Genomic DNA, 15,976 nt, shown 5'->3' with positions numbered 1-15,976 from the left:
AACAGTGAGAGCCGGGACTAATATGCACTAATAATCATATAAAGAAACTGAAAAGTCCCGGGCATAATAGCCGGGACTTTTTGCTTTAAATACGTTATGAAGAAAGAAAAACCAAGAGTTGCCATACAGGGCATAAAAGCTTCGTTCCATGAAGAGGCTGCCTTTAAATTTTTTGGAGAAAATATCCAAACCGTTGAGTGTAACTCTTTTAAACAAACATTTGAAGCCTTAGAAAAAAACGAGGCTGATTATATAGTAATGGCTATTGAAAATAGCATTGCCGGAAGCATATTGCCCAACTATAGTTTGTTACTTAATTATAACTTTCCGGTTGTGGGCGAAATTTACCTGCCTATCCAACTGCATTTATTGGCTTTGCCCGGGGTGGTGCTTGAAAATGTAAAATACGTAACCTCACACCCTATTGCTATACGCCAGTGTATTGACTTTTTTGACGATTATCCGAATTTAAAAATTGTAGAAAGCAATGATACCGCGGCCTGTGCAAAACGGATACATGACGAAAAATTAACTGATACAGTAGCTATTGCCAACTCATTGGCGGCCAACTTATATGGGTTAGATATTTTAGAACGCCGCATTGAATCAAACAAAAAGAATTATACCCGGTTTTTGATACTAACCACGCATGAAAACGCTGCCAAAAAACAAGCGGCAAATAAGGCTTCGCTATGTTTCCAGGTGGGTAACCAGGTTGGTGCGTTGGCTAAAGTGCTTAATATTTTTGCTGCGCAAAGTGTAAACATGAGTAAAATACAATCCATGCCGGTACTTGGGCGCCGTAATGAATACAACTTTTATGTTGATGTAGAGTGGGAAGATACCAAACAATATGATACAGCTGTAAAACAGATACTTAAATACACTCAAAACTTTAATATTTTGGGCGAATACAAAAGGCACGAAGACGATAGCGACATTGAAAAGAAACTAAATTTAGCTAAAGCAAAACCTGCCCGCAAATACATTAGCATTAAAAAATTAACCAACTAAAAACTATACTTTTTACCGATATTTGAATTTTTAAAATAAGATGAAACTGGATTTAAACATACAACCCCTAAACTCCTGGATAAAAACAGGAAAAGAACCTCTTTTAATAGCAGGCCCATGCAGTGCTGAAACAGAAGATCAGCTGGTAGCAACTGCACATTTATTAGCTAATACAGGTCGTGTTACCGCATTACGTGCCGGTATCTGGAAACCACGTACACGTCCCGGAGAATTTGAAGGTATAGGCAGCATTGGTTTAGAGTGGTTAAAGCGCGCTAAAGCAGAAACAGGTTTACCAACTACTGTTGAAGTAGCTACAGGTAAACACGTTGAAGAAGCTTTAAAAGCAGGTGTTGATATTTTATGGGTTGGTGCCCGTTCAACAGTTAACCCCTTTACTGTACAAGAAATTGCTGACGCTTTAAAAGGTGTTGATATTCCGGTAATGGTTAAAAATCCGGTGAACCCGGATCTATCATTATGGATAGGCGCTTTGGAGCGTATCAATAATGCAGGTATCACCAAATTAGCTGCAATACACCGTGGATTTTCATCTTACGAAAAAACTGCTTTCCGTAACGAACCAATGTGGGATATTGCTATCCACTTAAAAACATTGGCTCCCCACCTACCTCTAATTTGCGATCCGAGCCATATTTCGGGTAACCGTGAGTTAATTGGTTACGTATCACAAAAAGCGCTTGATCTGGATATGCAGGGATTAATGATCGAATCGCACATCGACCCAAGTGTTGCCTGGACAGATGCTAAGCAACAAGTTACACCATCAGCCTTAATTGATATTATTGACCGTTTAACCTTACGCAAACCGGAAACCCGTGACGCTGAAGTAAATGATAAACTGAGCGAATTGCGCAACAACATAGATAAAATTGATGACCTGATCATCCAGAAAATGGCTGAGCGCATGAATATTGCTGAGCAGATTGGCACTTACAAACGCGATAACAATATTACCATTTTACAGGTAAACCGTTGGGATGAGATATTAAACAAACGTATTAACTACGGTAAAGCATTAAAATTACATGCTGATTTCACGGAAAAACTATTAGAGTTGATCCATAGCGAGTCGATCCGCAAACAAACAGAGGTAATGAATACGGATATAGCCGGAGCGGCAGAAGATAAAGTTACCACGCACGCTTAATACAAACATGAGTAATAACATACTGCTTACTAAAAAAGGCAGATCAATAAATGGTACGGTTAACCTCACCGGTTCAAAAAGTGAGTGTAACCGCGCCTTGATTATTGAAGCATTAAGCGAAGGCAAAGTAATGGTACAAAACGTTTCGGACGCGGCCGACACGATGACTTTGGCGAGCATTTTAAAGCGTAAATTGCAAGTTGCGGGAGAACCACTCACTACTCACCACTCACCACTCACCACTGTCAATATCGGTCCAGCGGGTACGGCTATGCGTTTTTTAACGGCATATTTTACATTGCAGGACGAGCCTGTTATTTTAACCGGCAGCCAACGCATGAAACAAAGACCAATAGGTGTTTTGGTAAATGCTTTGCGCCAGTTGGGTGCTGTTATTGATTACGAGGAGAATGATGGCTTTCCCCCGATAAAAATAAAAGGCAACTTACAACAGGTTACTGATACCATCAGCATTAAAGGTGATATCAGCAGCCAGTACATTACCGCCTTATTACTAATTGCTGCACGATTGCCTTTGGGTTTACAACTAAATATAGAAGGCGAGTTAACATCACGCCCATACGTAGAGATGACCTTAGCTATGCTTGAGCAGGCGGGCATTAAGCATACCTGGGCGGGCAATACCATTAGTATTGCACACCAGGAGTTTAAAGAAACTACTTTACCTGTTGAACCGGATTGGAGCGCGGCATCTTACTGGTACGCTATTGCAGCCTTAGCCGATGATGCAGAGATATTTTTAAAAGGATTGACCCAATATAGCTTACAAGGCGATAGCGTTATCACCGAACTCATGGCCAATTTTGGTATTACCTCGCAGTTTAAGGATGGTGGTGTTTACTTAAAAAAGGAAAACAAACCTATCAGCCGCGACCTGTTTGATATGAAAAAGTGCCCTGATTTGGCACAAACCGTTATTGTAGTTTGCGCGGCATTAGGACACGAGGCTACATTTACCGGCTTAGAGACTTTAAAGATAAAAGAAACAGACCGTGTAAAAGCTTTACAAAATGAGCTTGGCAAAATGGGTGTTAAGCTGATTGAGGATAACCTGATGTACAAACTGGACTGCAGCGAAAAATTTATTCCGCAGCACCTGTTTGTAAACACTTATGAAGATCACCGCATGGCTATGGCATTTGCCCCTTTGGCATTGATTATACCGGAAGTTGAACTGGAAGAAGAAAAAGTAGTTGAAAAATCATACCCGGCCTTCTGGAGCGATCTGGAGCAGTTAGGATTTGAAATTGAGATAAAAGGTTAAAGCTAAAAGGCGAAAGCTTTTATAATTATAAAATTAAACAATCTGCACATTTGCATATACGCATATTTGCACATCAATATAAATTATGGCAGGCAATTCATTCGGACAATTATTCAGGATAACCACATTTGGCGAGTCGCATGGCGAAGCTATTGGGGTAATTATTGATGGCTGCCCGGCTCAATTACCGGTTGATCTGGACTATATACAAGGCGAGCTGGATAAACGCAAGCCCGGCCAGTCAAAGATCACTACACAGCGTAAAGAGAGCGATACGGTTAAAATACTGTCGGGCTTATTTGAAGGTAAAACTACCGGAACGCCAATTGCCATGCTGATACCTAATGAAGATCAGCGCTCAAAAGATTATAGCCATAATACCAATGTTTTCCGTCCATCACATGCTGACTATACTTACCAAACCAAGTACGGTATACGCGACCATCGTGGCGGGGGCAGATCATCAGCCCGTGAAACCGCCGCACGGGTAGCTGCGGGCGCATTAGCCAAACTTTTATTGAAAAGCCAGGGTATTGAGGTAATTGCCCATGTAAGCAGCGTAGGCAAGATAAATGCGCCAAATGTAGAAATAACTAAAGCGCAGGATTTTATTGACGAACGAGAAAAAAACATAGTACGTTGCGCCGACCCGGCTACTGCGGATGAAATGATAGCTTTTATTGATGATATCCGTAAGCAAGGCGACACGGTTGGTGGTGTGGTAAGCTGCCATGTATTGAATTGCCCGGTTGGCTTAGGTGAGCCGGTATTTGATAAACTACATGCCGAATTAGGTAAGGCTATGTTAAGCATAAACGCGGTACATGGTTTTGAATTTGGTTCAGGTTTTTCTGGCAGCCAGATGCGCGGATCAGAACATAACGATATTTTTATAACCGACGAGCAGGGCAAGGTTAAAACCATCTCTAACTATTCGGGCGGTATACAGGGCGGTATCAGCAACGGTATGCCTATTGAATTTAGGGTAGCCTTTAAACCTGTGGCTACCATTATGCAAAACCAGGCTACTGTAGATGGTGATGGCAACGCTGCCGAAATATCAGGCAAGGGCCGCCATGATCCTTGTGTGGTGCCACGCGCCGTACCTATTGTTGAGGCAATGGCTGCTTTGGTTGTAGCAGACCATTGGTTGAGGAACAGGAATTCAATATTGCCATAACCATTCAATTTTTGAATTATGAATACATTATTTAGATATAGCATATTTTGCTAAGTATTCTATAATTGGTTAATTTACATCGGATTTAATCTAAACCATGTCCGATATAAAAAAAACAGAAAAGAAGTGGATTGAAAATTTTAAAAGTTCCCCATTGGTTGAACGATCAACAGGTACTTTTAATAGCAGTTATGCTTTTCAACTATATCATGGTAGAGAAAACGAATTATACCCTATTAATTTCCCTAACAATTTTTTCAACCATTATAATTCTTATTTAGAACTTGAAAAAGATAGTTCCTTAACTATATTTCATTCCTTTTTAGATTTTATAGGTATCAAATTCGATAAGTCTTTTTTATTTAATCATATTAATGATAGTCCAGAAAACTATGAGAATTTTGCTAACACTTGTAATAACATCTTTAAAATGTTGGCCCATTATGATAAAAAGCTAACTATTGAAAATCCATACAAAGACAACCTAATTGAAATTACTTATTTACTTAGAATAGTTTGCGATGATGTTTCCCAATTAACAATTTTTGACAAGCCTATTGAATTGCCTTTTCTATACAGTAGATTTACTGACTTCCCTCAAGGATATGAAGATGATATTATTGTAAATCAATTATTTAACAAAATAGAGAACAACAATTGCAGTCTTTTTATTACAGGTAAAGCTGGGACAGGAAAATCAACATTCATTCAATATTTCGCATCAAAAACTAAGAAGAAACTATTGATGTGTGCTTTTACAGGAATAGCGGCAATTAATATTAAAGGTCAGACCATCCATTCCTTTTTTAAGTTTCCACCACAAGTCTTACTTCCAGAAGATCCTGAAATTAAAAAATTTGACAAAAATTCTGAACGATATAAAATCATACAACAGACTGAAACTATAGTGATTGATGAGGTTTCAATGCTTAGATCAGATATATTAGAAGCAATAGATTATTCGCTTAAAAAAAATGGTGGAGATCCCAATAAACCCTTTGGTGGAAAACAAATTTTATTTGTTGGTGATATTTTTCAGCTACCTCCTGTTACCGATGAATCAGATGAATTAGACAGCCAAATTTTTTCAGAGTATTATAAAAGTAAATACTTTTTTGACTCGCACGGATATAGAAGACTCAACGCTGGTTATTTTGAGTTTAAAAAATCTTATCGACAAGATAAAGATCTTGAATTCGTAGAAATCTTAGATAGCATACGTCTTTGTGAAAGGAACGACAATATAATTTCAAAATTAAATGCGAGACACTATCCTAATTACATTCCTAAAAACGATGAATTTGTAATTACCCTGGCTGCAAGTAACTATATTGCTAATTCTGAAAATATTAGACGGTTAAATGAATTATTATATACCTCTTTTAAATTTGAGGCTGTAATTACTGGAGAATTTAAGGAAAGCCGCTATCCTACAAACAAAATTTTAGAGCTTAAAAAAAACTCACAAATCATTTTTGTTAAAAACGATTTAGGAAAAAAATGGGTTAACGGCACAATAGCTAAAATTGAATTTATTGCTGATGATTTCTTAGAAATAAGATTACAAGATAACAGCCTTCATAAATTGGAAAAAGCTGTTTGGGAAAACAGAGAATATAAATATAGCAACGGTAGAATTGTATCAGAATTAAAAGGAACCTTCACACAATTTCCAATTAAACTTGCTTGGGCAATTACAATACATAAAAGCCAAGGTTTAACATTCGAAAAAGTTGCCATAGATTTAGGTAGGGGTGCATTTATCAATGGACAATTATATACTGCCCTTAGCAGATGCAAATCATTAAATGGTTTAGCATTAAAAAAACAAATAACACCGGAAGATATAATTACAGATGAAAAAATTATAGCATTTCATCAAACGCAACAATTAATTAATTCAATCGAATTTGACTAATCTACAAAATTCAATAACTCCCTAAGTTCTTTATCAGCAATATTTTCCTGCTCACTTTTATCAAAAATGGTAAGCAAGAAAACTGTGGAGTGAACTACCTTGAAACAGGTAATAACCCGCGCACCGCCGGACTTCCCTTTCCCTTTGCTTGCAATAGCCATACGGATTTTATAACATTCATTACCAAGCGATGTGCCTTGCGACGGATTTTCTTTGAGAGAATTTAGAAGTAACGAGAAGTCTGACTTAAGCGAGGGATATTTTTTGGAAAGTCGCTTAAGTTCTTTTTCAAATTTGGGGATAAATTTTACCCTATAACTCATTCAGCAAATCGTCTGCGTCGCGGGCCTCTAGCTTGCCTGATAAAACTAATTTCATTTCATCTACAGCCTCTTTAACATCTTCTAACACTTTGGCTTTATAAGGTGTAAGTGGTTTAGTTTTTACGTACGGTAAATCATTTAACAACGCTAATAGCGCCGCCGCCTTACTTTCCTTAACTTCTAATACAAACTTCATACACAAAAATACAAAATTATTTACTTACTCTTCAAAATGCCCACAGTAACCAACAACTGCCCCAAATGCCGCATAGTATGCTCTGCAGTATGCGTGTAAAGCCCAATTACGGTTGATGGTACTTGCGCGCGGCCCACTCCTCTTGCATCAGTTAAAGTGGCTTCATCAACCTTGTTCAATTGTTTAAGCGCCTTATCCACCTGTTTATTAAAACGACCTACTAAATCATTAATAGTGTATTCTTTTTCAGGCATTTTTCCCTCGGCTTGCAAATAATCCAACTGGAGTTGTGATAAAGCCTCACCCCTTGCGTAAGTAAATAATCGGCCTATAACTCCAGTCAAATGCTGCAAATGAAAACCTGCAGAGGCCATACCCATAGGTTTTACCCATAACAATACTTCAGGGAAACCAATCATTAACTCGTTTATTTCTTCCCTTGCCTGTAATAAAGCGTGGGCTACGGGTTGTAGTAGTGGTGGTATATTCTCCAAAGGGCCCCGCAACCAAACTTCCTGTTTATTATTTGCTGCCATTAGTTTTATTAAATATTATTGATGTTCAAACTTATTATTTTAAAATAGCATTTATGGTATAGCTATTGCTATTTATAGCTAAACAAATTAACTAAACTATGATAACCAATACCAAAAAAGTTATAAAGCCGATTATTATTTTACTATGCTTAGCTGTAACATTTGCTTTTCAAAGCTGTAAAAAAAGTCGGTCAGACATGGGTAAAACCCTGTTTAAAGAAACCAAAAATAAAGTTTATAAAGATGTAACGCCTGAAGGTTTTGAGCCGGTATTTAAAAAAATGCTGGCTGAAGAAAGGGACAAATTAGACAATCCGCGTACAATCACTGAATTTTATGAGCAAAACGGCTATGACCCTGTTTTTGTGATGGACCATATTATAAATGGCGAATTAACCGCCAACTATTTCTTAACAGCAGGCGATCATGGCCTTGAACCGCAAATGTTTAAAGCGCAGGAAATTGATGCGTTGATTAAAAAGCTTGATGCTAAGAAGGAAGTTAAAACTTTAGATGAGGCCTACCGCACTATAGCCGAATTGGAACTACTTACGGCAAACTCGTTGATCAAATATTCAAACGCGTTAAAATATGGCGTTATCAATCCTAAAAAAATATATGCCCGTTATTATGTTGAAACCAAACGTCCTGACAGCAGCGATATGACCGCTGTTTTTAAAGCCGTTAACCTTAAAAATTATTTAGATAGTATACAACCCAAAGATGTTAGCTACACAGCTATACAAAAAGCATTAAAGCAGGGTATACAGGCGCCGGGCATGTCAAAAGAAGAGACAAGACGCTTTTTTATTGTGAACCTTGAACGATTAAGATGGAAAAACAAGCCAACCGAAAAGAAATATGTGATTGTTAATATACCTGCATATATGCTGAATGTGGTTGAAGATGGTAAATCGGTAATCAGCATGAAGGTATGTGTGGGCGAAGGACGCAATAAAGAGGATATTAAATCGCTGATAAACTATGACGCGGGTGATGCGGTTGACCGACCATTTTCGCACGAAACACCGCAGCTTAACAGCCTGATACATAGCGCAGATGTTAACCCTATATGGAACATACCTAAGAGCATTGCCAATAAAGAGATAATGGTAGAAGCTGCTAAGGACCGCTATTATTTAGCCAATAAGAATATAAGGGTATATAAAGACGGTAATGAAATTGATGACCCTGAAGATATTGACTGGTCATCGGCAAGTAAGGATGGTACATACGAATTTAAACAAAGGCCCGGAGATGCAAATGCTTTAGGCAAGATCAAGTTTTTATTCAATAATCAAAGCAGTGTTTATTTGCATGATACCCCTGCAAAACTACCCTTTACCAAACCTATGCGGGCTGTAAGCCACGGCTGTGTACGTGTGGGCGACCCGCAGGGGTTGGCACTTAAATTATTTGGCGAAGGCAAAAAATATGATATGATAGTAGAGAAAATGAGCGAAGACAACCCTGCGCCTACTACAGTTAGTTTATCGCCAAAAGTGCCTGTGTACCTTACTTATGTAACTGCATGGGCTGAAAATGGTAAAGTTGAAGTACGTAAAGATGTTTATGGATTGGATATTGTATTATATGCCAACCTGGAAAAACTGGTTGACTAAGTTTATATAGTTAGTTATAAAAATGAGAAAGCCTCTTATGTTGTAGCATAAGAGGCTTTCTCATTTTTATCAAGTTAATTAATTATAGGCTTGCCGAAAACGAAGCGGTTTTCATATCAGCTGCGATATAATTGGCTGATAGCTCTTCGTTTAAATATTTTGACGTATAACGGGTATCGTTACCGTTTATAAAAAGCATACTTTTTCCTTTTATAGTATCAATGATCTGGTTAACCACTTCAGGAGCAACTGCAGGGCAGCCAAAGCTACGACCTAAGCGGCCTAATTGAGCAATAGTACCCTGGCTAACGTAATCTGCAGCGTGAAGTACTACCGCGCGTGCGCGTGCATTACTGTTAAAGCCGGCATCTAGTCCATCTAGTCTTAATGAACGGCCATGTTTACCATAATAAACATCATCTGTTACGTAAAAACCTAAACTGCTTTGGTGCGATTCGTTAGTATTTGAAAAACGGTTAGCCATATCATCACCACTTCCTTGTCCATGAGCAACCAAAGTATTTATTATCAACTGGTTATTTACCATATCAATTATCCACATACGTTTTTCGCGGCTTGATTTGGTGAAATCAACCACGGTAATAACCGAACTGTTTTGAGGCAGTTTATTAGCCAATTTTAAATTGATATAACCGGTAAGGGCTTTTTGAAAAACATTAATATCTAAACCTGCCTGCTGTAATTTAGCAGTTTGGTATACGGTTGATACATATTGCTGAAATATCTCTTTTGCTGAAGATATTGCTTTGTTATTTTTTGTTGTATTGGTTTTTTCAATCGGTGTCCAGCTGATGAAACTGGTTGCAAACGCTAAAAAAACGCATAATATCCACCAAAAATGTTTTCTCATATTTTGTTCAGTTGGTAAAATAATTCAATTAGTAATTTAAGCAATGGTGAGTTTATTTACAAATATACCTATTAATGTTTAGGCTACTGTCAATCAATTATCACAAAAGTAAAACAATTTTCTCAATTATTAATTTAACACTTTCTTTTACGAAATAATCATATAAAAAGTTACACCATTTATTAGAGTATATTTTTACTATAAGGTTTAAACGCAGTTAAACCGGGTTTTAGTATAATCTGCAATTTCAGTATCTTGAGCTATAATATTTTATACCTTATGCGCGGCTTAAAAACCATCCTATTCCTCATTATGTCCAACACCTTCATGACTTTTGCCTGGTACGGGCATCTAAAATTTAAAGATTATGAATGGGGCAAAAACCTGGGGCTAATATCCATCATCCTCATCAGCTGGGGACTGGCGTTTTTTGAATATGTTTTCCAGGTACCGGCCAACCGGGCAGGCTTTAAAGGCGATGGCGGCCCCTACACCCTGGTACAGCTAAAAACCATCCAGGAAGCTATCACGCTTACCGTGTTTATGATATTCTCCATCATCTTCTTCAAAACAGAAAAATTTGCCTGGAATCATTTAGTTGGCTTCGCGCTTATAATATTGGCGGTGTTTGTGATATTTAAAAAATGGTAAAACGAATGCACATATCGGCCATAAAAGAAGTATTCCCAATTTCTGTAACATTAAAAAGGAAGCTAAGTAGACAAATAACTAGTGAAATGCAGTCCTTGATAATGGAACGCATACAAAAAACACTTTATGAGAAATCGGCTGACAATATTATTATCGATGGTTGGAAAGTAAGCTATAAAGGCTCAACATCTAGTAGCCGACACTCTTTGTTTGGAGGAATCACCGGCACATTTACATTCAGCAAAGAAGATTCCCTCCTAATTTATAAATATTTTTGTGTTGAACTATTTGTTTTCTCATCTTCCGTTGGAGTAATAGCTGGATTATTTGGTGGTTTATCTACTGGTGACTGGTGGATTGGGCTAATAGCTTTTTGCTGGCTTGGTGGCATAAATTGGATAGTAAACTTTATTCGCCACAATGGACTGGTAGATCAAATAGTTGATGAAATTAATAAACTATTTACTGACGAAATAGTCGTTGAAGAATAACTAAACAAAAAAGGTGTCATACTCTCACACAACACCTTTTACCTTTATCCTTTCAGCTTTAACCTTTACTAAGCCGATATCGCATTAATAATATCATACTGGGTAATGATCTCTATTTTACCTTGCTCATCCTCTACCAATACCGCTATATTATCTTTATTGATCAACCCTGATATCCTGTCGATAGAAGTATTCAGATCAACAAACGGGAACGGCGGGGTGGTGATATTTTTAATCGGTTGAGATTTTAGTGATGGGTTGTCTAACAGCGCATCTAAAATATCGCTTTCGGTAATTTTACCTATAACCATACCCTGTTGGGTAACCGGTATCTGCGAAATATTTAATGACTTAATGGTATTTATAGCTTCTAAAACCGATTTCTCGCTATCAATAGTAACAATTTCCTGGTTTTCTTTTTTGCTGATGATATCCCGTGCCGTGAGTTTCTCGTCTTTAATAAATCCACGGTCGCGCAGCCAATCCTCGTTATACATTTTACCTAAGTAACGGGTACCATGATCGGGGAATATCACCACCACCACATCACCCGTTTTAAACCTGTCTTTCATCTGCAATAAGCCTGCAATGGCCGACCCTGTGGAGTTACCTGCAAAAATACCTTCCTTACGGGCTATCTCGCGCGTCATTAGCGCGGCATCCTTATCGGTTACTTTTTCAAAATGATCTATCAGGCTAAAATCCACATTGGCAGGTAAAAAATCTTCACCTATACCTTCGGTGATGTATGGGTATATTTCATTCTTGTCAAATATGCCCGTCTCTTTATACTTTTTAAATACCGAGCCATAAGTATCAATACCTAATACCTGTATGTTAGGATTTTGCTCTTTTAAATACCTGGCCGTACCCGATATAGTACCGCCAGTGCCCACTCCTACTACCAGGTGCGTTATTTTACCTTCGGTTTGCTCCCATATTTCGGGGCCGGTTTGCTCGTAGTGTGCCTGCGAGTTGGATAAGTTATCATATTGGTTTGGCTTCCATGAATTAGGTACCTCGCGCTCCAAGCGTGATGATACTGAATAATACGAACGCGGGTCCTCAGGGTCAACATTGGTAGGGCAAACAATAACCTCGGCACCAAAGGCACGCAAGGCATCAAACTTTTCTTTTGACTGCTTATCGGTACTGGTAAAAATACATTTATAGCCTTTGATTACTGCCGCAATTGCTAAACCCATACCGGTATTGCCGGATGTACCTTCAATGATAGTTCCGCCGGGTTTTAGTTTACCGCTTTTCTCGGCGTCCTCAATCATTTTAAGGGCCATACGGTCCTTAATGGAGTTGCCGGGGTTGGTGGTCTCAATTTTGGCTAAAACCGTCGCTGGGATGTCCTTTACTATCTTATTTAACTTAACCAGTGGTGTATGGCCAATGGTTTCTAATATATTATTGTACCACATGTTTGGTGTATTGGTTGATGGAGTTGATTAAGTGAGTAGTTGTCAAAATTAACAACATCCCTTTAACTTAATCAACTATTTGACAATCTAACTTAATCAACCTCAAATTAAAACCTCAAGTGCTTAACGGTAAGTCCGCCATTAATTAATTGCTTTAATGATTCTATTCCTACTTTTAAGTGCGTTTCTACGTAAGCACCGGTAACTTTCGAGTCACTTTCGCTGGTTTTAACCCCTTCCGGTATCATCGGCTGGTCTGACACCAGTAATAACGCGCCCGTTGGTATTTTGTTAGCAAAACCACAGGTAAATATGGTAGCGGTTTCCATATCAACAGCCATAGCACGCAATTCTTTTAAATAGCTTTTAAACTTTTTATCGTGCTCCCAAACACGGCGGTTGGTGGTGTAGCAGGTACCTGTCCAGTAATCTAACGAGAAGTCACGTATGGTGGTTGATATTGCTTTCTGTAAAGCAAATGCAGGTAATGCGGGCACTTCAGCCGGCAGGTAATCATTTGATGTCCCCTCACCCCTAATGGCCGCTATTGGCAATATTAAGTCGCCTACATTGTTCTTTCTTTTTAAACCACCACACTTACCCAAAAATATAACTGCTTTAGGATGTATCGCTGTTAACAGGTCCATTACGGTTGCCGCTACCGGACTACCCATACCAAAGTTAATAATGGTAATACCATTTGCTGTTACGCTTTGCATGGGCTTATCTAAACCCATAATAGGCGCATCATCGTTCCATTCTGAAAATAGCTGTATATATCTGGAAAAATTGGTCAGTATAATATAATCGCCGAAGGCATCCAGCGGGCGCCCGGTATAGCGTGGCAGCCAGTTGGCTACAATAGCATCTTTAGTTTTTAAGCCCGATTTAATAGGGCTTTGCACTTCTTTAACAACGTGTGCAGTTCCGTCTTTCTTTACATTTAATTCTTCGTTCATCTTTTTTCCTCTTTTCTTTCGTCTTTTATCTAATATACAACTTATTGTGTGTCAATAAGTGCTCTTTTTATACAGCAAACCCCGGCACAATGGCCAGGGCTGCAAGGTTTTACTAAATATAAGGTTAACTTATATATTTATTGTTAAGCTACTTTTAACTTTTTAAGGTCCGAATGCTCAAATTTTTCGCGCGCGTATTCTAAAGTAATGTTCAATTTTTTAACATCTTTTTTAGATGGAAACTCAAACATAGCGTCGATCATGATGGCTTCGCAAATTGAGCGTAAACCACGCGCGCCCAGCTTAAATTCCATCGCTTTATCAACAATAAACTCTAAAACATCGTCTTCAAAATCAAGCTTTACACCTTCATATTCAAACAGTTTTTTGTATTGTTTTAATAAAGAGTTTTTTGGCTCAGTTAAAATATTGTGTAAGGCTTCCCTATCCAATGGGTTTAAATAAGTTAGTACCGGCAAACGACCTATCAGTTCAGGTATTAAACCAAATGATTTCAGGTCCTGCGGGGTAATATATTTGTATAAATTTTTAAGGTCTACCTCTGCATCGTTGCCCTTTAACCTGTAACCTACTGTTTGGGTACGTAAGCGATTGGCTATTTTTTTATCAATACCGTCAAAAGCGCCACCACATATAAATAAAATATTGCTGGTGTTAACGGTTATCATTTTTTGGTCGGGATGTTTACGGCCGCCTTGTGGTGGTACGTTAACCATGGTTCCTTCCAATATTTTTAACAAAGCTTGTTGTACACCTTCGCCAGATACATCACGGGTTATAGAAGCATTATCGCTTTTACGCGCGATTTTATCTACCTCGTCAATATATACAATACCTTTTTCGGCAAGCGTAACATCATAATCTGCAGACTGCAGTAAACGTGTTAATATACTCTCCACGTCCTCTCCTACATAACCGGCTTCGGTTAATACGGTAGCATCGCAAATACAAAAAGGTACATTTAATACTTTGGCCAGCGTTTTTGCCAGTAAAGTTTTACCTGTACCGGTTTCGCCCACCATAATGATGTTTGATTTTTCAATCTCTACCTCATCCTTATCAATACGCTGGTTTAAACGCTTGTAGTGATTATAAACGGCAACTGATAATATTTTTTTTGCATCATCCTGACCAATAACATATTGGTCAAGGTGTACTTTTATTTCTGATGGTTTTAGTAATGATGGCGCCGATGGTGATGATTTCACCTTACGCACCTTTAACTCCTCGGCTAATATCTCATTAGCCTGGTTAACACATTTATCACAAATATGTGCATCAAGCCCCGCTATAAGCATCAGGGAATCTTGCTTGCCTGCGCCGCAAAATGAACACCTGATCTCTTTACTATTCTTATTCATTGTGATATTATTAATTTACAAAATTACGCATTTTTTGGTTAAGTAGTTGCTTAAGTTGATTAAGTGGACAGTTCATATTAGCACTACTCACCTAATCAACCATTCTCTACTCACTATACCAAGCTTACTTAGCTTTTGTTTTATTTCCACGTAAAATTTCGTCAACCATACCAAATTCTTTGGCTTCTTCGGCAATCATCCAATGGTCACGGTCCGAAGCATCCCAAACTTTTTGGAACGGCTGACCGCTATGGTCGGCTATGATTTGGTATAATTCTTTTTTCAGTTTGGTGATCTCATGGTAAGTGATCTCGATATCAGACTGCTGGCCCTGCGCGCCTCCTGATGGCTGGTGAATCATTACACGCGAGTGTGGCAACGCTGCCCTTTTTCCTTCGGTACCTGCACATAATAATACAGCGGCCATTGAAGCAGCCATACCCGTACAAATGGTAGCTACATCGTTTGATATGAGTTGCATGGTATCATAAATACCTAAACCTGCGTAAACAGAACCACCCGGAGAGTTGATATATATCTGGATATCGCGTTTAGCATCTGCTGACTGTAAGAAAAGCAATTGTGCCTGTATAACATTGGCCATGCCTTCGTAAACCGCTTCACCTAAAAAGATGATACGGTCCATCATTAAACGCGAAAACACGTCTAATTGCGAAATATTTAGCTGGCGCTCCTCAATAATATAAGGCGTCATGCCAGTAATACCATGACCGGTTGCTATACCTGACGGAGAAAAGTTCCTGTCAACCCCGGCCATGTATCTATCTACGTTAAGGCCATTAATGCGGTGATGCTTAACAGCATATTTTCTGAATTCGTTTTTATCAATATTGTTCATGATAGTTATTTAAATGTGTATGTCGCGGTTTTTTGTATCGCGATAAATATAGTTTTTAGTTGAATACAATTTTTAATATTAAGTTTTT

16 protein-coding genes are annotated in these 15,976 nt (G+C 38.3%); 8 read left to right on the top strand and 8 right to left on the bottom strand.

Going from position 1 to position 15,976, the window contains the following annotated elements; genetic code table 11:
* Positions 1 to 96: 96 nt before the first annotated feature.
* The 5 genes from ACYVJ6_RS05265 to ACYVJ6_RS05245 all read left to right on the top strand — a co-directional run bounded on the left by ACYVJ6_RS05265 (position 97) and on the right by ACYVJ6_RS05245 (position 6,568).
* On the top strand, positions 97 to 1,014 hold the full coding sequence (locus ACYVJ6_RS05265; protein ID WP_460692979.1) for a prephenate dehydratase: 918 nt from the start codon (positions 97 to 99) through the stop codon (positions 1,012 to 1,014).
* Between the two features lie 40 nt (positions 1,015 to 1,054).
* Positions 1,055 to 2,185, top strand: a complete 1,131-nt coding sequence (locus tag ACYVJ6_RS05260; RefSeq protein WP_460692978.1) for a chorismate mutase — start codon at positions 1,055 to 1,057, stop codon at positions 2,183 to 2,185.
* A 7-nt stretch (positions 2,186 to 2,192) separates the two neighbouring features.
* Positions 2,193 to 3,470, top strand: a complete 1,278-nt coding sequence (aroA, locus tag ACYVJ6_RS05255) for a 3-phosphoshikimate 1-carboxyvinyltransferase (RefSeq protein ID WP_460692977.1) — start codon at positions 2,193 to 2,195, stop codon at positions 3,468 to 3,470.
* Between the two features lie 85 nt (positions 3,471 to 3,555).
* The gene (aroC, locus tag ACYVJ6_RS05250) at positions 3,556 to 4,650 is read left to right on the top strand and encodes a chorismate synthase (RefSeq protein ID WP_460692976.1); all 1,095 of its coding nucleotides are present in this window, start codon (positions 3,556 to 3,558) and stop codon (positions 4,648 to 4,650) included.
* 97 nt (positions 4,651 to 4,747) lie between these two features.
* Positions 4,748 to 6,568 carry an ATP-dependent DNA helicase gene (locus ACYVJ6_RS05245; RefSeq protein WP_460692975.1) on the top strand — a complete coding sequence of 607 codons (1,821 nt, stop codon included), beginning with the start codon at positions 4,748 to 4,750 and terminating at the stop codon, positions 6,566 to 6,568.
* Here the strand turns inward: ACYVJ6_RS05245 and ACYVJ6_RS05240 are convergent.
* From ACYVJ6_RS05240 to ACYVJ6_RS05230, 3 genes are read right to left on the bottom strand one after another with little or no spacing between them, the layout of a single operon-like run.
* Positions 6,565 to 6,891: a type II toxin-antitoxin system RelE/ParE family toxin gene (locus ACYVJ6_RS05240; protein ID WP_460692974.1), complete on the bottom strand. Its 327-nt coding sequence runs from the start codon at positions 6,889 to 6,891 to the stop codon at positions 6,565 to 6,567. The two genes, ACYVJ6_RS05245 and ACYVJ6_RS05240, sit on opposite strands and share 4 nt — an antisense overlap.
* On the bottom strand, positions 6,881 to 7,087 hold the full coding sequence (locus ACYVJ6_RS05235) for a hypothetical protein (RefSeq protein ID WP_460692973.1): 207 nt from the start codon (positions 7,085 to 7,087) through the stop codon (positions 6,881 to 6,883). The genes ACYVJ6_RS05240 and ACYVJ6_RS05235 overlap by 11 nt, the downstream gene beginning before the upstream one ends.
* Before the next feature lie 20 nt (positions 7,088 to 7,107).
* Positions 7,108 to 7,623: a DinB family protein gene (locus tag ACYVJ6_RS05230; protein ID WP_460692972.1), complete on the bottom strand. Its 516-nt coding sequence runs from the start codon at positions 7,621 to 7,623 to the stop codon at positions 7,108 to 7,110.
* Positions 7,624 to 7,721: 98 nt separating this feature from the next.
* On the opposite strand from ACYVJ6_RS05230, the gene ACYVJ6_RS05225 reads away from it, so the two are divergent.
* Positions 7,722 to 9,245 carry a L,D-transpeptidase family protein gene (locus ACYVJ6_RS05225; protein ID WP_460692971.1) on the top strand — a complete coding sequence of 508 codons (1,524 nt, stop codon included), beginning with the start codon at positions 7,722 to 7,724 and terminating at the stop codon, positions 9,243 to 9,245.
* Between the two features lie 82 nt (positions 9,246 to 9,327).
* On the opposite strand, the gene ACYVJ6_RS05220 is transcribed toward ACYVJ6_RS05225, so the two are convergent.
* Positions 9,328 to 10,116, bottom strand: a complete 789-nt coding sequence (locus ACYVJ6_RS05220) for a murein L,D-transpeptidase catalytic domain family protein (RefSeq protein ID WP_460692970.1) — start codon at positions 10,114 to 10,116, stop codon at positions 9,328 to 9,330.
* A gap of 279 nt (positions 10,117 to 10,395) precedes the next feature.
* On the opposite strand from ACYVJ6_RS05220, the gene ACYVJ6_RS05215 reads away from it, so the two are divergent.
* A complete protein-coding gene (locus ACYVJ6_RS05215) occupies positions 10,396 to 10,767 on the top strand; it encodes a DMT family protein (RefSeq protein ID WP_460692969.1) in 372 nt (123 codons plus the stop codon).
* A 101-nt stretch (positions 10,768 to 10,868) separates the two neighbouring features.
* Entirely contained in the window at positions 10,869 to 11,258 is a 390-nt protein-coding gene (locus ACYVJ6_RS05210) for a hypothetical protein (protein WP_460692968.1), read from the top strand.
* Positions 11,259 to 11,326: 68 nt separating this feature from the next.
* Here ACYVJ6_RS05210 and ACYVJ6_RS05205 read toward each other — a convergent pair whose 3' ends face one another.
* From ACYVJ6_RS05205 to ACYVJ6_RS05190, 4 genes are all read right to left on the bottom strand, one after another.
* Positions 11,327 to 12,688, bottom strand: a complete 1,362-nt coding sequence (locus ACYVJ6_RS05205; RefSeq protein ID WP_460692967.1) for a pyridoxal-phosphate dependent enzyme — start codon at positions 12,686 to 12,688, stop codon at positions 11,327 to 11,329.
* Between the two features lie 107 nt (positions 12,689 to 12,795).
* Positions 12,796 to 13,647, bottom strand: coding sequence for an AMP nucleosidase (locus tag ACYVJ6_RS05200; protein ID WP_460692966.1), 852 nt, complete (start codon positions 13,645 to 13,647; stop codon positions 12,796 to 12,798).
* 143 nt (positions 13,648 to 13,790) lie between these two features.
* Entirely contained in the window at positions 13,791 to 15,029 is a 1,239-nt protein-coding gene (gene clpX, locus ACYVJ6_RS05195) for an ATP-dependent Clp protease ATP-binding subunit ClpX (protein WP_460692965.1), read from the bottom strand.
* A gap of 124 nt (positions 15,030 to 15,153) precedes the next feature.
* On the bottom strand, positions 15,154 to 15,888 hold the full coding sequence (locus ACYVJ6_RS05190; RefSeq protein ID WP_460692964.1) for an ATP-dependent Clp protease proteolytic subunit: 735 nt from the start codon (positions 15,886 to 15,888) through the stop codon (positions 15,154 to 15,156).
* Between the last annotated feature and the right edge of the window lie 88 nt (positions 15,889 to 15,976).

Source organism: Mucilaginibacter puniceus (assembly GCF_054783175.1).
Note: the sequence above shows the minus strand (reverse complement) of the source record. Positions and strands in the feature narration are given on the sequence as shown.

Coding starts and splice junctions, on each gene's coding strand:
- ACYVJ6_RS05265 (WP_460692979.1), top strand. CDS start 97: ATGAAGAAAGAAAAACCAAGAGTTGCCATACAGGGCATAAAAGCTTCG.
- ACYVJ6_RS05260 (WP_460692978.1), top strand. CDS start 1,055: ATGAAACTGGATTTAAACATACAACCCCTAAACTCCTGGATAAAAACA.
- aroA (WP_460692977.1), top strand. CDS start 2,193: ATGAGTAATAACATACTGCTTACTAAAAAAGGCAGATCAATAAATGGT.
- aroC (WP_460692976.1), top strand. CDS start 3,556: ATGGCAGGCAATTCATTCGGACAATTATTCAGGATAACCACATTTGGC.
- ACYVJ6_RS05245 (WP_460692975.1), top strand. CDS start 4,748: ATGTCCGATATAAAAAAAACAGAAAAGAAGTGGATTGAAAATTTTAAA.
- ACYVJ6_RS05240 (WP_460692974.1), bottom strand. CDS start 6,891: ATGAGTTATAGGGTAAAATTTATCCCCAAATTTGAAAAAGAACTTAAG.
- ACYVJ6_RS05235 (WP_460692973.1), bottom strand. CDS start 7,087: ATGAAGTTTGTATTAGAAGTTAAGGAAAGTAAGGCGGCGGCGCTATTA.
- ACYVJ6_RS05230 (WP_460692972.1), bottom strand. CDS start 7,623: ATGGCAGCAAATAATAAACAGGAAGTTTGGTTGCGGGGCCCTTTGGAG.
- ACYVJ6_RS05225 (WP_460692971.1), top strand. CDS start 7,722: ATGATAACCAATACCAAAAAAGTTATAAAGCCGATTATTATTTTACTA.
- ACYVJ6_RS05220 (WP_460692970.1), bottom strand. CDS start 10,116: ATGAGAAAACATTTTTGGTGGATATTATGCGTTTTTTTAGCGTTTGCA.
- ACYVJ6_RS05215 (WP_460692969.1), top strand. CDS start 10,396: ATGCGCGGCTTAAAAACCATCCTATTCCTCATTATGTCCAACACCTTC.
- ACYVJ6_RS05210 (WP_460692968.1), top strand. CDS start 10,869: ATGGAACGCATACAAAAAACACTTTATGAGAAATCGGCTGACAATATT.
- ACYVJ6_RS05205 (WP_460692967.1), bottom strand. CDS start 12,688: ATGTGGTACAATAATATATTAGAAACCATTGGCCATACACCACTGGTT.
- ACYVJ6_RS05200 (WP_460692966.1), bottom strand. CDS start 13,647: ATGAACGAAGAATTAAATGTAAAGAAAGACGGAACTGCACACGTTGTT.
- clpX (WP_460692965.1), bottom strand. CDS start 15,029: ATGAATAAGAATAGTAAAGAGATCAGGTGTTCATTTTGCGGCGCAGGC.
- ACYVJ6_RS05190 (WP_460692964.1), bottom strand. CDS start 15,888: ATGAACAATATTGATAAAAACGAATTCAGAAAATATGCTGTTAAGCAT.